This window comes from Pseudomonas sp. 4CAES_32.4 (genome assembly GCF_058136335.1).
In genome coordinates, this window is sequence record NZ_CM176882.1 from 1,499,272 (window position 1) to 1,512,231 (window position 12,960).

The 12,960-nt window shown below is 55.4% G+C and carries 16 protein-coding genes and 1 tRNA gene; 8 read left to right on the top strand and 9 right to left on the bottom strand.

Annotated elements, in window-relative coordinates; all coding sequences use genetic code 11:
* Window positions 1-52: 52 nt before the first annotated feature.
* The 3 genes from AC3Y64_RS06725 (at window position 53) to AC3Y64_RS06735 (ending at window position 2,253) form a co-directional block, all read left to right on the top strand.
* Complete coding sequence (locus tag AC3Y64_RS06725) at window positions 53-1,402, top strand: sensor domain-containing protein (RefSeq protein WP_489986878.1); 1,350 nt, start codon at window positions 53-55, stop codon at window positions 1,400-1,402.
* Between the two features lie 116 nt (window positions 1,403-1,518).
* Window positions 1,519-1,674 carry a KGG domain-containing protein gene (locus tag AC3Y64_RS06730; RefSeq protein WP_007911485.1) on the top strand — a complete coding sequence of 52 codons (156 nt, stop codon included), beginning with the start codon at window positions 1,519-1,521 and terminating at the stop codon, window positions 1,672-1,674.
* Window positions 1,675-1,749: 75 nt separating this feature from the next.
* Window positions 1,750-2,253: a DUF4142 domain-containing protein gene (locus AC3Y64_RS06735; RefSeq protein ID WP_489986879.1), complete on the top strand. Its 504-nt coding sequence runs from the start codon at window positions 1,750-1,752 to the stop codon at window positions 2,251-2,253.
* An 87-nt stretch (window positions 2,254-2,340) separates the two neighbouring features.
* Here AC3Y64_RS06735 and AC3Y64_RS06740 read toward each other — a convergent pair whose 3' ends face one another.
* Window positions 2,341-2,751: a low affinity iron permease family protein gene (locus AC3Y64_RS06740; RefSeq protein WP_158953938.1), complete on the bottom strand. Its 411-nt coding sequence runs from the start codon at window positions 2,749-2,751 to the stop codon at window positions 2,341-2,343.
* 165 nt (window positions 2,752-2,916) lie between these two features.
* On the opposite strand from AC3Y64_RS06740, the gene tam reads away from it, so the two are divergent.
* Window positions 2,917-3,687 carry a trans-aconitate 2-methyltransferase gene (gene tam / locus AC3Y64_RS06745; protein WP_489986880.1) on the top strand — a complete coding sequence of 257 codons (771 nt, stop codon included), beginning with the start codon at window positions 2,917-2,919 and terminating at the stop codon, window positions 3,685-3,687.
* A gap of 35 nt (window positions 3,688-3,722) precedes the next feature.
* Here the strand turns inward: tam and AC3Y64_RS06750 are convergent, their stop codons facing one another.
* From AC3Y64_RS06750 to AC3Y64_RS06785, 8 genes are all read right to left on the bottom strand, one after another.
* Window positions 3,723-4,451, bottom strand: a complete 729-nt coding sequence (locus tag AC3Y64_RS06750) for a class I SAM-dependent methyltransferase (RefSeq protein WP_489986881.1) — start codon at window positions 4,449-4,451, stop codon at window positions 3,723-3,725.
* Window positions 4,452-4,735: 284 nt separating this feature from the next.
* Window positions 4,736-5,092, bottom strand: coding sequence for a helix-turn-helix domain-containing protein (locus AC3Y64_RS06755; RefSeq protein ID WP_489986882.1), 357 nt, complete (start codon window positions 5,090-5,092; stop codon window positions 4,736-4,738).
* Window positions 5,092-5,394, bottom strand: a complete 303-nt coding sequence (locus AC3Y64_RS06760; protein ID WP_489986883.1) for a type II toxin-antitoxin system HigB family toxin — start codon at window positions 5,392-5,394, stop codon at window positions 5,092-5,094. Before AC3Y64_RS06760 ends, AC3Y64_RS06755 begins: the two co-directional genes overlap by 1 nt.
* Window positions 5,395-5,679: 285 nt before the next feature.
* Window positions 5,680-5,753: transfer RNA gene (locus AC3Y64_RS06765), tRNA-Gly, on the bottom strand.
* A 158-nt stretch (window positions 5,754-5,911) separates the two neighbouring features.
* Window positions 5,912-6,796 carry an alpha/beta fold hydrolase gene (locus tag AC3Y64_RS06770; protein ID WP_489986884.1) on the bottom strand — a complete coding sequence of 295 codons (885 nt, stop codon included), beginning with the start codon at window positions 6,794-6,796 and terminating at the stop codon, window positions 5,912-5,914.
* Between the two features lie 317 nt (window positions 6,797-7,113).
* Entirely contained in the window at window positions 7,114-7,806 is a 693-nt protein-coding gene (locus AC3Y64_RS06775) for a pseudouridine synthase (protein ID WP_489986885.1), read from the bottom strand.
* A 33-nt stretch (window positions 7,807-7,839) separates the two neighbouring features.
* The gene (locus AC3Y64_RS06780; protein WP_489986886.1) at window positions 7,840-8,070 is read right to left on the bottom strand and encodes a cysteine-rich CWC family protein; all 231 of its coding nucleotides are present in this window, start codon (window positions 8,068-8,070) and stop codon (window positions 7,840-7,842) included.
* Window positions 8,063-9,550 carry a sensor domain-containing diguanylate cyclase gene (locus AC3Y64_RS06785; RefSeq protein ID WP_489986887.1) on the bottom strand — a complete coding sequence of 496 codons (1,488 nt, stop codon included), beginning with the start codon at window positions 9,548-9,550 and terminating at the stop codon, window positions 8,063-8,065. Before AC3Y64_RS06785 ends, AC3Y64_RS06780 begins: the two co-directional genes overlap by 8 nt.
* 237 nt (window positions 9,551-9,787) lie before the next feature.
* Between AC3Y64_RS06785 and AC3Y64_RS06790 the strand changes: the two genes are divergently transcribed.
* The 4 genes from AC3Y64_RS06790 (at window position 9,788) to AC3Y64_RS06805 (ending at window position 12,934) form a co-directional block, all read left to right on the top strand.
* Entirely contained in the window at window positions 9,788-10,039 is a 252-nt protein-coding gene (locus AC3Y64_RS06790) for a hypothetical protein (protein WP_489986888.1), read from the top strand.
* A gap of 179 nt (window positions 10,040-10,218) precedes the next feature.
* A complete protein-coding gene (locus tag AC3Y64_RS06795) occupies window positions 10,219-10,626 on the top strand; it encodes a hypothetical protein (protein ID WP_489986889.1) in 408 nt (135 codons plus the stop codon).
* Window positions 10,627-10,826: 200 nt separating this feature from the next.
* Entirely contained in the window at window positions 10,827-11,954 is a 1,128-nt protein-coding gene (locus AC3Y64_RS06800) for a glycosyltransferase family 4 protein (RefSeq protein WP_489986890.1), read from the top strand.
* A gap of 119 nt (window positions 11,955-12,073) precedes the next feature.
* Window positions 12,074-12,934 (top strand): hypothetical protein, encoded by an 861-nt coding sequence (locus AC3Y64_RS06805; RefSeq protein WP_489986891.1) that lies wholly within the window; start codon window positions 12,074-12,076, stop codon window positions 12,932-12,934.
* Window positions 12,935-12,960 lie beyond the last annotated feature (26 nt).

The window sequence follows — 12,960 nt, forward strand, 5'->3', positions numbered from 1 at the left end:
AGGTCACGGATGGTCTATCAGTGCTGCATTGCCCGGACACCCACGCTGAACCATGGAAAGCCGAAATTCCGCGCCGTTGGCGAGTTACATCGACCTGTTGCTGGACGCCGTTTGCGCGGTCGACAAGCAGGGTCGCTTCGTTTTTGTCAGCGCCGCCTGCGAGCGGATTTTCGGCTATACGCCTGAAGAGTTGATCGGTCGGCCAATGATCGAGTTGGTGCACCCGGCGGATCGTCAGCGCACCCTCGCGGCCGCCGGCGAAATCATGGGCGGCGAGCCCAAACACAATTTCGAAAACCGCTATGTGCGCAAGGACGGCAGCGTCGCGCACATTCTATGGTCGGCGCGCTGGTCGGAGGTCGATCAGCTGCGCATTGCCGTCGCCCGCGACATCACCGAACGCAAGCAGGCCGAATCGCGCCAGGCTGCGCTGTATGCGATCTCTGAAGCGGCGCATGTGGCCGAGGATCTGCTGGCGCTGTTCAAACGCATTCACCTGATCATTGGCGAGTGGTTGCCGGCGCTGAATTTCTCCGTGGCGCTGTATGACGAACATTGCGCGCAGCTGAATTTCCCCTATCACGTCGACGATCACGAATCGCAGCCCGAACAACCGGGCACCGTCACCGGGCGCCTCTGTGCGGAAGTTATCCGCAGCGGCCAGCCGATTCTTCTGACACCGGACAGTCCGGATTCCTCGCCAGATTTTGCTGCACTGGTCGCCGGACAAAACTCACCGTGCTGGCTGGGTGTGCCGCTGAACTCCAAGAACGGCACCATCGGCGCGCTGATCGTCAAAAGCCTGCCCGGCGGCGAGCGCTATACGGAACAGGACAAGGAACTGCTGCAATACGTCTGCGCCCAGGTCGCCACGGCCATTGAGCGTCAACAACTGCATGCGCGGCTGCGGCGGATGGCGCAATACGATCAACTGACCCAATTGCCCAATCGCGAACTGCTGCGCGAGCGCATGAAGGCCGCGTTGGCGGGCGCTCGCGAGCAGGCCGGGTACATGGCTTTGCTGTATGTCGATCTGGACCGCTTCAAACAGGTCAATGACACCTTCGGCCATCCGGTGGGCGACATGTTGCTGCAAACCGTGGCCAATCGCCTCAAGGGCTGTGTCCGCGAAACCGACACCGTCGCACGGATCGGTGGCGATGAATTTGTCGTGCTGTTGCACAGCGTGCACGCCGCAGAAGATGCCGACAGCGTGGCGGAAAAAATCCGACAGGTGCTGCTGCAACCCATGCGTCTGGATGGCCACAATCTGCAGATCGAACCGAGCATCGGCGTGGCCCGTTACCCAGAGCACGGCAGTGAGGAACAGCAACTGTTTCGCCATGCTGATCAGGCGATGTATGCGGCCAAACGCTCGAATCAACACGCGCTCGATCGTTGATCCGACGCTGCCGTTCGTCGCGCAGTCCGCAACTTTTCTAAACCTTTGTCGGCCAGAAAATTCTCAATCTAGGCGGGCACCTGCTCGCCACGATCATTACCAAGAGGTAGAGAATCATGCCTAATTCAAGAAACTCGAACTCGGGAAACTTCGCCAACGATCGAACGAAGGCCTCTGAAGCAGGTCGCAAAGGTGGGAAAACCACCACAACGACTGTCGACAAAGAGCCAAAACCTGACATGGGCCGCAAGCCCGCTCAGAAATCGAAGTAGTCGGTGAAGGTTGTTTTGATTGAGAGGCGGGGGCGTAAGCTCCCGCTTGAATTTCGAAGGAAGGAGGGCGCGACCATGAGCCGGATGGCCACCCGTATACGCAACATCAGTTTTGTATCCCTGTTGGGCCTGTGCGCCAGTAGCGCGTTCGCCCAGTCGCCCGCCGATTTCATCAACGATGCCTCGGCCAAAGGCATGGCCGACATCGAAGCCAGTCGCCTGGCCCATGGCAAGGCCGAATCCAAAGAGGTCAAGGACTACACCATTGTCGTCATCAACGACCGCACCACGGCCAACCAGCATCTGGCGAAAATTGCCAAGAAGCTCGATCTGCCCGTTGCGCCCCGTGAAGAACTGGCGGACAAAGCCAAGGAATTGATGCCGCAAGTGACCGATGGCGCCACCTTCGATCAGGCCTATGCGGCCAGTCAGGTCAAAGCCACTGAAGAGGCCATCGAGCAGATTCAGCAGGAAGCGCAGAACACCGACGTGCCGGAGATCAAGGCTTTCGCCGATGAGACGCTGCCGAAACTGCAAAGTCATCTGGAGCGGGCTCGCGCGCTTCAGGCTAGTCGTTAATCAAGAGCAAAGGATCGCAGGCTTCGGCAGCTCCTACACCAAATTTTGTAGGAGCTTCCGAAGGCTGCGATCTTTTGCTTTCAATCCTCAACACTCATTCAAATCCTGCTTCGGCTTGCTCTTCTCCCCCAGCCCCTCAAGATTGAACACCTCACCTTCGCCCAACGAACGGTAGTGCCTGCGCAACGCCTCCAACTGCTTCAAATCCAGCGCCTCCAGCCCGAGCATCGCGTTCTGCGCCTCTTTGGTCACCAACAGCAATTCATCAATCTTCAAGTGGAGGATGTCGGTGTCGCGGTTCTGGGTGTTCTGGATCAGGAACACCATCAGGAAGGTGATGATCGTGGTCGAGGTGTTGATGATCAGTTGCCAGGTGTCGTTGTAATTGAAGATAGGCCCGCTCAAGCCCCACAACCCGATCAGGATAAGCGCCCCCATGAAGGTCTTCGGGCTACCGGCCACCATCGCCAGCTTCTGGGAGATTTTTGCGAATTTCATAGCCGTATTCCTTATTGGAGGGATGCATGAAATTCAGACATCTGCGGCAGGTGGAAAATTCTAATTACAAATCAGCGCCAGTCTGTGGACCTTGGTAGGGCAGGCAGGCGGGTCGGATCGCTGTATCGTGACGAACCGCTGGAATGTCCCGAACAGGAGAACGCAATGAGTTGGTCCGCCAAACAATACGTCGCTTTCGAAGATGAACGCACCCGCCCGGCTCGTGATCTGCTGGCGGCGATTCCTACGGCTGAAGCGCGATCGGTGGTCGATATCGGGTGTGGCCCAGGCAATTCGACGGAGTTGCTGGTGCAGCGTTTTCCCGGTGCGAAGGTCAGTGGGTTGGACAGTTCGGCGGACATGATCGACGCGGCGCGCAAGCGCTTGCCGCAGTTGCAGTTCGAGGTGGCCGAGATTGATCAGTGGGCCGACGCCGGGCCATTTGATGTGATCTTCGCCAACGCGGTGTTGCAGTGGGTGCCGGATCACGCGACGTTGCTGCCGGCGCTGGCCAGCAAGTTGTCGGCGGGTGGCAGTCTGGCGATTCAGATGCCGGATAACCTCAATGAACCCTCCCATCGCTTGATGCGTGAAGTCGCTGCGAATGGCCCGTGGGCGAGCAAGCTTTCAGGCGCGGCAGGGCAGCGTACCAACATGGCGAGTGCCAGCGATTATTTCTCCATGCTGCGGCCACACTGTTCGCGGGTCGATGTGTGGCGCACGACCTATCACCATCAGTTGTCTGGCGGAGCGGCAGGGGTGGTGGAGTGGTTTAAAGGCAGTGGGTTGATTCCGTTCTTGAGCCCGTTGAGCGAGACGGAGAAAACGCAGTTCCTGGAGCAGTATCTCGCAGAAGTTGAGAAGGCTTATCCGGCATTGGCAGATGGCTCGGTGTTGTTGCCGTTTCCACGGCTGTTCATCGTCGCGACTCGCTGAATGAAAAAGGGCCGATCACCTCGGCCCTGTTCAATCTATCGCTGCACCGCCACCAACAGCATCATCGGCCGCTCCCGCTCTTCCGCCAGCGCTGGTTGCGCCGCGACGTCAGCATCGCTTGGGCCCCATTCGTTGACATGGCGAATCGTGAACCCGGCATCAATCAGCGAATTGAGCAGGGTGCCAATCGTCCGGTGCTGCTTGATCACTCCGTCGGCCAGCCAGTTGGTCACCCGCTCGCTCTCCATCTGATAACTGTCCAGCGGCCAGCGTTTATTGCCTTCGCTGTCCACCAGCCAGCCCGGAGTACGCGGTGCCATAAAGATCGGATGCTCAATGGAAAAGACAAAGTGCGAACCCGGTTTCAGCGCCGCGTACAGGTGCGCAAAAAGCCCTGGTAGATCCTTGATGTAGTGCAGCGCCAGAGAGCTGTAGGCCAAATCGAAACTGCAGGCAGGCAGGTCGAGCTGTTCCAGGTCGGCGCGTTCATAGCGGATGTCCGCCGTCGTCGTGGTTTCCCGCGCCCGCTCCAGCATCTTCTCCGAGACATCCAGCCCCAGTACGCTCGCCGCGCCCTGCTCGATGGCCCAGCGGCTGAACCAGCCATAACCGCAACCCAGATCCACCACGTTCAAGCCGTGCATGGACGGTAGCAACGCCTTGAGCGCTGGCCACTCCGGCGCCGCGTCGAGGCCGCCGATGGAGCGGCTCATCTGGCTGTAGCCCTGGAAGAATTCAGGATCGTCGTAAATGTTTTGCGTCATGGTGAAGTGCTCTTTTGCGTTCGTTTTTCGGCGGCGCAGTGGCCGCGATTGGAATCCCTCGAAAGTGGTGGCGCGTATTCGTCGATGGCCGCGCAGGGGAGGGTGGTGGGTGATGGGGAAATGCTAGTCGGTCGGGCGGGAGGTGAAAACGGCTGGAGTGTTGTGGATCTGTAATGTCAGGAAATCGCCGGCGAATCACTGGGGTTGGCGACTTCGCCTCATTGCGCGAAGGCACCCACCTCACAAACGGCCGTTGAAGCCGGTTTTTCTTGAGATCAGAATATTCAGGACCCAGCGAGCAGGCTTTCGTAGGGGATTCGCAAGCCTTCGTGCAAGCGCTTGATCATCGATAAACTCAGTTTACGTTTTCGATTCAATACTTCAGATACGCGCCCACTGGTGCCAATGAACGGTTCGAGATCACGTGGGGTCAATCCCTGCTGATCCATACGAAATTTAATCGCTTCTATTGGATCGGAGGGGGGCATTGGGTAATGCTCGTCTTCATATTTCTCGATGAGCAATGCGAGTATTTCCAACTCATCACCTTCAAGCGAATTGAGTTCTGCGCCCCAAAGCTGCTCCATGCGTACAAAGGCTGCGGCCAGGTCCTCCGGGCTCCGAATGGGTCTTATGTTCATCAGATGGTCTCCGCGTTGATCTTGTCATATTGGGCATGGCTGCCAACGAAGCGGATGAAGCCAAGCTGTCGTTGATAGTCAATTGCCAAAATCACTCGATACTTGTTACCACCGATATTGAAAACAATTCTTGCGCCTTTAAGGATGCTGGCTGTTCTCAGTTCGGCTTTTACTTCCTGTGGAGTGCGGTAGCTGGCCTTTTCCATGTGGCGATACCATTCAACAAGCGGTGTCTCGGACTCAGCGAAAGCAGGGTTGCTTTCCCAGAATTGCCGCAAGGTTGATCTTGCGATTATCCGCATCCATGCCTCCTCCCGTTTTGGGAGATTTTAGTCGTCAATTTCCAGTGATGCAATCACTGATGTAATGAGCGGGCGATAAAATGGCCCCTTCGTTTAGGTTAGAAGGCATCTGGACAGTATGGGATGAGGCATGTTTTTCAAGGCGTGACACGAGCGGGGCGAATATAGACTGGTTTCAGAATATTGACTCTTCCAAATCCCAGCCACAAAAAAACCGGCCCTATAGGCCGGTTTTTTCTATTCCTGCATCCCCCGTCAAAAACACAACGTGAGACAAAATTTGAGTGGAGCGGGTAGAGGGAATCGAACCCTCGTCGGAAGCTTGGGAAGCTACTGTTCTACCATTAAACTATACCCGCTCAGAGCGGCTGACTTTGTACCAGACTCGGCCACGGATTTGAAGTTTTTCTTTTACTCATGAACGCTTTGAGTCATGGAAAACGGTCAGTCGCGGGCGAGTACTGCGGTGAGGAAAGCAAAATCTCAGGCCGTCAGTCTCGCGCGCGATGACACCTTTTCAAATGGCCAGTGCATGTTGATCCTGAACAAACGAGTAACGCGTTCGGCTGGTTTGCTGTGCCGGTTTCAGAAAGCCAAGCAAGGCATTCTGGCTGTCACGGCAGGCCGCTTTGTGTTCCATGTCGAGAAAGTGCCCGGTGGCTTGCAGCGTGGTGAACGTGCTCTGCGCTACGTGATTGCCGAACAGGCTTGCATCTTCGGCAGCGGTGTATTCGTCCCATTCGCCGTTTAAGAACAGCACCGGCACGTTGATCTTTTTCGCTGCATTCAGATAGCACTGACGATCGCTGTGCAGCACGTCGCTGATGTGGAAGTGCATCTGCCCGTATTCGTGTTCGGCCAGGCTGCTGACGTGGCGATAGTTGAAGCGTTTAAACAGTGATGGCAGGTGTTTACCGATGGTGTTGTTGACCAGATGGCCGACGCGATCGCCGTCGCGTTGCCCGAGGTAATCGACGCCGCGTTCGAGGTAATCGAGCATGTGCGCGTTGATCACCGGCGAGAACGAGCTGATCACGGCCCGTTCGATACGACGTGGCTGGTGGGCGAGGGCGACCAGGGTCGCGGCGCCGCCCCAGGAAAACGACAGCACGTGTTCGGCGGCGAAGTGGTCGATCAGCTCCAGCAGAATCAGCCCTTCGACTTCTTTTGTCAGATGTTTCTCGTGGCGGTTGTGGGCTTTTGACCGGCCCGCGTAGGGCTGGTCGTAGCAGACCACGTTGAATTGCGGGTGCAGGTTTTTCACAGTCTGTGCAAACGACGCAGTCGTGGCCATCGAGCCGTTGACCAGGATGATGGTCTTTTCTGCGGCGTCTGCGCGATAGAACTCCGTGTAAACCCGATACTGACCCTGTATATCCAGCACAGCGATTTCTGGCCTCATGTCATAAGACTCCTGGCAAGCAAGCGGGTATGCGCGCAAATAGACATTGCACGAGCTTTGTGACAGGTAGGCATACGCCTGGAATTTGCTTGGCCCATGTCGATCCGGTAAGGCAGGTCGACGGGTATTGTTATTGGCGGGCAGTCTGTCGGCTGAGGCGCACCCCTGAGGGCTGACGACCGACAAAAAGTTTCTTAGAAGTATGTTGTGACTCGTCGGTCACAATTTGGCCGACGTCCTGATTCAAGCAGGGGAGTCGGCATCGCGCAAGTGCCGTTGGTAAATTGTTCGACAACTTCTGCTGAGCGGTCGCAGGCTTAGAACAAATGAATCTCTTCGGTGCGCAAAGCGCGGTACTCGCCCGGTTTTAGCGCGTCATCAAGCTGCAACAGACCCATGGATTCGCGGTGCAGGCGCATGACTTTGTTGTTGAAGAACCCAAACATACGCTTCACCTGGTGGTAGCGACCTTCAACGATACTCAACCGCGCCGAGTGTGGCCCGAGCAGCTCAAGTTGCGCCGGCTGCGTGGTCAGGTCTTCGAAGGCGAAGTAGATGCCCTCGGCAAAAGTGGTCGCATATTCCGCGCCAATCTCCTGCTCGGTCTCGACGTAGTAGACCTTCGGCAGTTTGGTCTGCGGCTGGGTTAGACGTCGCGACCACGCGCCGTCGTTGGTGATTAGCATCAGGCCTGTGGTGTTGAAGTCCAGACGTCCGGCAATGTGCAGGTCGTCCTTGTCGGGTTCATCGATCAGGTCGAGCACAGTGGGGTGTTGCGGATCGCGGGTGGCGCTGACGCAGCCCGGCGGCTTGTGCAGCATGAAATAGCGTGCCGGTTTACCGATTTGCAGCACTTCGTTGTCGACTTCGACGCGGCTGAATTCCAGCACTTCACTGTGCGGATCGCTGACGACTTTTCCGTCAATCCGCACGCGCTTTTCCACCAGCAACAGGCGAACCTGCTGACGGTTGTAGCGGGGCAGGTTGCTGAGAAAACGGTCGACGCGCATGTTCAGAGTTCGATGATTGAAGGGCGGCGCATCTTACGGGATCGAGCGCTTGGCCGCTTGCAGTTGCGCCTCGACCTGCGCGCAACGCGGGCACAGGCAGGACTGGTTGCGCAGTTCTGGCGGCAGGTCTTCGAGCACCGCTGGGTCAATGCTTACGCCATAGCACCAGCACTCGCGGTCGGCGGTGCGTGGGTCGGCGAGGCTGCAGTCGTTGCGGGCGCCGCAGGCCGGGCAGTGGTCGGGTTTAACGTCGGAATCAGGCATAAGTCGAGTGAGGCATTTCCACGCAGGTGCGGTTGCGGCCGTTTTGTTTGGCTCGGTACATCGCATGATCGGCCCGCGACAGCAGGCTGTGCAAGGTGTCATCGCGTTGCAGGGTGGTGGCGCCAATGCTCACGGTCAGATTGAGGCGGTGGCCGTCGTAGGCATATTCCTGTTGCTCGACGTGTTGGCGGATCTTTTCGGCAATTTTCTGACCGGTGTCGCCATCAGTGTCTTTCAACAAAACGATGAATTCCTCACCGCCCCAACGGCAGACGATGTCGGCATGGCGCAAGCAACTTTGCAGATCGCGGGCAAAACCGATCAACACTTGATCACCGGCCATGTGACCGTAGGTGTCGTTCAATGCCTTGAAGTGATCGAGGTCGAGCAGCAACGCCGTCAGCGGTTTGGTCTCGCGCTGTGCTTCGTGCAGGGCCTGTGCGGCGAGCAGGTCAAATCCGCGACGGTTCGGCAATTCGGTGAGGCTGTCGAGGGTCGCCTGGGCCTGAATCTTGGTTTGATAGCGTTTGATCACGCGGTTGAGCAAGGCCAACACAATCAACGTGACCAGCAAACAGATCAACAGATTGAGATACAGCGACTGACGGATTTCGCTCAGCGCACCGTCTTCGCGCTTATCAACGAACAGATACCAGTTCAGCTCGGGAATAAACCGTACGTTGAGAAAGTGTCCCTGGCCGTGAGCGGAATATTCGTAACTGCCGCTGTGCGGTTTCGGCAACTGGCTGACCAGGCTCTTCATACTTTCGATTTCGCTGAGGCTCTGACCGATGTGCGCGCCTTCGGGGCCGCCTTCGGCACCGGTCAAAACCAGTCGGCCAAAGGTATCAACGAAGTACACGCTGCGTTGATAACGCTGTTGGTATTTGTCGATCAGCTTGATCACCGCATCCACGGTCAGACCGACGCCCGCCGCGCCGATGAAGCGGTCGTGGTAATCGTAGACCTTGTAGTTGATGAAGAACGTCAGGTTGTCCTTGTTGGCCAGGTCCGGGTCGACGTTGATCTCGTACGGGTCTTTCATGTCGCGCACGCGGAAGTACCAAGCGTCGCGCGGTTCTTCCACTTTGATCTGCTTGAGCACGCCTTTGGCGTGGTAGTAGGTGAGGGTGCTATTGGAGACGAAAAACGCGGTGTAGGCGCCGTAATGGGTCATGACCTCGTTGAGGTAACGGGTCATCTGCTCGGGGTTCTGTTCGCCGTTGACCACCCAATCGCGCATGAAGGTGTCGCGGGACATCATCGAGGAAATCAGGATCGGTCTGACGAGGTCTTTCTGGATTTCCGAGTAGACCGTGTCGGACGTCAGCGGCAGTTCGGTGTTGACGATGTTGTCGCGGATCGAGGCGCGCGAGGCGTAGTAGCTCAGCAAGGACGTGGCGAGAAACCCGGCGCCGAGCAGGGCGATCAGCGTCAATACCAGCGAGCGTTGGGAGTACAGCGCAGATCGATGCGGCATGGCAGTTCCATTGGCAGTGGCCCGATGGCATGCATTCTAATGGCACTGCGGCGAAATAACTGCTCCATGTGCGGCGCGAATGGTCGTTCCTGCATCACTTGAAGGATGGGCATGAACCTGGGGCGGCCACCGCTGATCTGAAGCCCAGCCGAACCGGGCACTTGATCGATCCGCCCCAGTCAAACGTGTGTCGGCAGCTCTGTTCCGTTGCGGCCGTGGGTCTTTCAGGAGGCCGCCATGCGTATTCACAAAATGTTGCTCGGTGCAGTTCTGGTTTTTGGTATTACCGGTTGTTATTACTACGCCGGGCCCTACGGTGGTTATCCCGCCACTTACTACTCTCCCGGCTACTACTCACCTTATTCCTACGGCAGTTATTACGGCCCGCGCTACTACGGCGGCGCGCGTTATTACTACGGTGGCTACGGTTATCGGGGCGGCTACGGACGGGGTTATCACGGCGGCGGATATCACGGAGGGCACCATTAATCAGCGGCTGAATGACGGCGTCTGCGGATGAACAAGGTTTCACTGAGCACTTGTTTCAACTTGTTGCAGGAACGCACCAGATGCCGAAAACGCTGTCTGATTTTTCGACAGTCACCGATTAATTGACTGTCGCCTGCCAGCGTCGCTGGTGTGGCCAACCCGCGGTCCAGGAGGCCGCCATGTATAGACGAATTCTTCTGCTTGCTGCGTTGATGTTTTCCGTTGCCGGTTGCGCCCCGTACTCGTACGCGGACTCGTACTACAGCTCACAGGTTTACACATCACCTGCACCGGCTTACTACAACACTGGCGGCACTTACTACCGAGGTGGCAGCACCTATTACGCGCAGCCGCGTTACTACCAACCGCAACCGCGGTACTACCAGCAACCGCGCTACTACCAATCGGCGCCGCGTTACTATCAACCAGCCCCACGCCATTACGAAAGCCGCCGCTGGCACGGCAATGATCGCGGCAACTGGGACGGCCACCGTCGCGGCGGCTGGGACAACGATCATCGCGGTCGTGGCAATTACGACCGGCACAGCGGGCGAGGCGACCACAACGGACGTGGCAACCGCTGGTAATCAACCGCAAATGAAAAGCGGCGCATTGAGCGCCGCTTTTTTTGTGCCCGCGAAAAAGACCTATGTTTCGCCATCTCCTAGGAGCTTCTAGGAAGCCTCCTACAGTTTTATTTCTTCGCATTTGTTAGCGTTTGTATATGTCAATTGATGTTGAAAAGCGTCAGTTCAATGGAGATGTATAAAACGGAATTTGCTCAAGTATGAAGCTTCTTGTGGTTCATCAAAATTTTCCGGGGCAGTTTCGTCATGTGGCGCTAGAAGCTGTTCGTCGACGCTGCGAGGTGGTCGCTATTGGGCGAGACACGGCTCCGGGACTCGAAGGGGTAAAGCTTTTTCAGTATCGGACGTCAAAAACAAGACAGAACAGTATTCATGCCTATTTGCGAACGTATGAGGAGGCCGTCACTGATGGCCAGAAAGTTTACCAAGTTTTGAAAAAGCTCAAGCTTGAGGATTATCGACCTGATGTGATTCTCGCTCATCCAGGATGGGGTGAATCGCTATTTATCAAAGATGTGTATCCCGATGTGCCGCTTATTCATTTCTGCGAGTTTTATTATCGAGCACATGGCGCGGATTCAGGTTTTGATCCTGAATTTCCAAGTGTCGGTGAGGAGTCTTCAAGGCTGCGGGTTTTGAACTCGATGCATCTTTTGAATCTTGAGCAGTGCGATATTGCAATTGCCCCGACGCAGTGGCAACGCAGTCTTTTTCCAGCAGCCTACCACTCGAAAATTCAAGTGATTCACGAAGGCATCATTCGGAAATATTGTTCGCAGAGGGTTGATTCGTTAACGTTGCCCAGTGGCCAGGTGTTAAAAGCAGGGCAGCCCATCGTCACCTACGTGGCCAGAAATCTAGAGCCTTATCGCGGATTCCATAGTTTCATGAGGGCCATTCCGCATATACAGGCTGAGTGCCCGGAGGCTCAAATAGTCATAGTGGGTGGAGATGAAGTCAGTTACGGGCGAATGCCAATCGGGTATCCGAATTGGCGAAGCAGGATGGCGGCGGAGGTTGATTTAGATAGTTGCAGCGTGCATTTCACCGGAAGGCTTCCGTATAAAAAATATAGAACAGTGCTAGAGCTTTCAAAAGCTCATGTCTATTTAACTTATCCATTTGTTTTGTCGTGGTCGCTTTTAGAGGCCATGGCTTCTGGTTGTATCGTAATCGCGTCTGATACGGCACCACTGCGAGAGGTAATTGTTGATGGAGTGAACGGAATGCTCGTGGATTTTTTTGACTATAAGGCGATAGCCAGGAGAGTGCCTATGTTTTACATGATGACAGGGGGTTTCAATCACTGGGTGAGTCAGCAAAGTTGACTGCGAGTAAATTTGAAGTGGTGAATGGACTAAAGGGGTATTTCGAAATATTTGACGGGCTAATAAGCAGATAACGGCGCACGTGACTTGTTTTTACAATTTCAATAAGGAACGTTGAAATGTTTAAGATCTCTCGAAGGGAAATAATCAGGCGAACAAAACAAGCTGTGAAATACAGCCTTTTTTTGGCCGCTTGTTATTGGGTAGTAGATTTTCATAACCAGTGGGATGACGCAGCGGAGGCGCGGGCGATCCGCCACAAAAAAGAAGGAGAATGCAGTAAAAAGCTTGCCGGCATGGAGCAGGTGCCCATTTTAGGAGGCAGCTATCTGGATAGAACTCGAATCCCCGGCTTTCATTTCGGCTCTAGGCTGAAGGGCGATGGCTCCTGTATTGCGGACCTTCTTGAAGGGGCATTCTGGTGGACGGGAACTGAACTGATCACCGCTTATGACCAAGTTGGTAAAGAACCCTCACCTGATTGGGGGTTCTATAAAGTTTCGGCCAGACTTTATACCCGGACGGAGCACAATGAGCCGCACACGATGGGTTATCGGCATAAGGATTGGCCGGATGATTTGATTGTAAAGCTGAAGAATTATCCAGGCTTGGAGCTTTGGCTAGATGCTCCGCCTCCTCATTTTAAGAATGAATACGCTCTTATTACATTTGTAATGTCTGATTGGCGGCGACGTGATGGCACTCCCCGTCTCATATCCTGTGCAGGTCTAAATTCTGCTAGTGATGAAGTTGCTGCGAGTGGGTTGAGTCAATCAGAATTGCTGACGTTTAGCAGGGCGGAATTAGAGAATGTGGATTTTGGAAGGCTGAATACTCGTTGTTCGGTACAGCTTCATAGCTTTGATTTTGCCGGGGGGGATGGTCGTGTAAGCTTGGGTACCAGTTCGTTACGTGGAGCCCCTGAAGCGCTGAGGTTTGTCAGTGAGTACCTTTCTTCTTCAATTATTACAAGGAAGTAATGATGAGTTATGTTTTTAGCGATTTA

What these genes read in the sequence shown, in the direction of transcription:
- AC3Y64_RS06725 (WP_489986878.1), top strand. Translation starts at nt 53, where the DNA reads ATGGAAAGCCGAAATTCCGCGCCGTTGGCGAGTTACATCGACCTGTTG.
- AC3Y64_RS06740 (WP_158953938.1), bottom strand. Translation starts at nt 2,751, where the DNA reads ATGAAATTCGCAAAAATCTCCCAGAAGCTGGCGATGGTGGCCGGTAGC.
- AC3Y64_RS06770 (WP_489986884.1), bottom strand. Translation starts at nt 6,796, where the DNA reads ATGAGGCCAGAAATCGCTGTGCTGGATATACAGGGTCAGTATCGGGTT.
- AC3Y64_RS06750 (WP_489986881.1), bottom strand. Translation starts at nt 4,451, where the DNA reads ATGACGCAAAACATTTACGACGATCCTGAATTCTTCCAGGGCTACAGC.
- AC3Y64_RS06795 (WP_489986889.1), top strand. Translation starts at nt 10,219, where the DNA reads ATGTATAGACGAATTCTTCTGCTTGCTGCGTTGATGTTTTCCGTTGCC.
- AC3Y64_RS06780 (WP_489986886.1), bottom strand. Translation starts at nt 8,070, where the DNA reads ATGCCTGATTCCGACGTTAAACCCGACCACTGCCCGGCCTGCGGCGCC.
- AC3Y64_RS06775 (WP_489986885.1), bottom strand. Translation starts at nt 7,806, where the DNA reads ATGCGCGTCGACCGTTTTCTCAGCAACCTGCCCCGCTACAACCGTCAG.
- AC3Y64_RS06760 (WP_489986883.1), bottom strand. Translation starts at nt 5,394, where the DNA reads ATGCGGATAATCGCAAGATCAACCTTGCGGCAATTCTGGGAAAGCAAC.
- AC3Y64_RS06735 (WP_489986879.1), top strand. Translation starts at nt 1,750, where the DNA reads ATGAGCCGGATGGCCACCCGTATACGCAACATCAGTTTTGTATCCCTG.
- tam (WP_489986880.1), top strand. Translation starts at nt 2,917, where the DNA reads ATGAGTTGGTCCGCCAAACAATACGTCGCTTTCGAAGATGAACGCACC.
- AC3Y64_RS06790 (WP_489986888.1), top strand. Translation starts at nt 9,788, where the DNA reads ATGCGTATTCACAAAATGTTGCTCGGTGCAGTTCTGGTTTTTGGTATT.
- AC3Y64_RS06800 (WP_489986890.1), top strand. Translation starts at nt 10,827, where the DNA reads ATGAAGCTTCTTGTGGTTCATCAAAATTTTCCGGGGCAGTTTCGTCAT.
- AC3Y64_RS06805 (WP_489986891.1), top strand. Translation starts at nt 12,074, where the DNA reads ATGTTTAAGATCTCTCGAAGGGAAATAATCAGGCGAACAAAACAAGCT.
- AC3Y64_RS06730 (WP_007911485.1), top strand. Translation starts at nt 1,519, where the DNA reads ATGCCTAATTCAAGAAACTCGAACTCGGGAAACTTCGCCAACGATCGA.
- AC3Y64_RS06785 (WP_489986887.1), bottom strand. Translation starts at nt 9,550, where the DNA reads ATGCCGCATCGATCTGCGCTGTACTCCCAACGCTCGCTGGTATTGACG.
- AC3Y64_RS06755 (WP_489986882.1), bottom strand. Translation starts at nt 5,092, where the DNA reads ATGAACATAAGACCCATTCGGAGCCCGGAGGACCTGGCCGCAGCCTTT.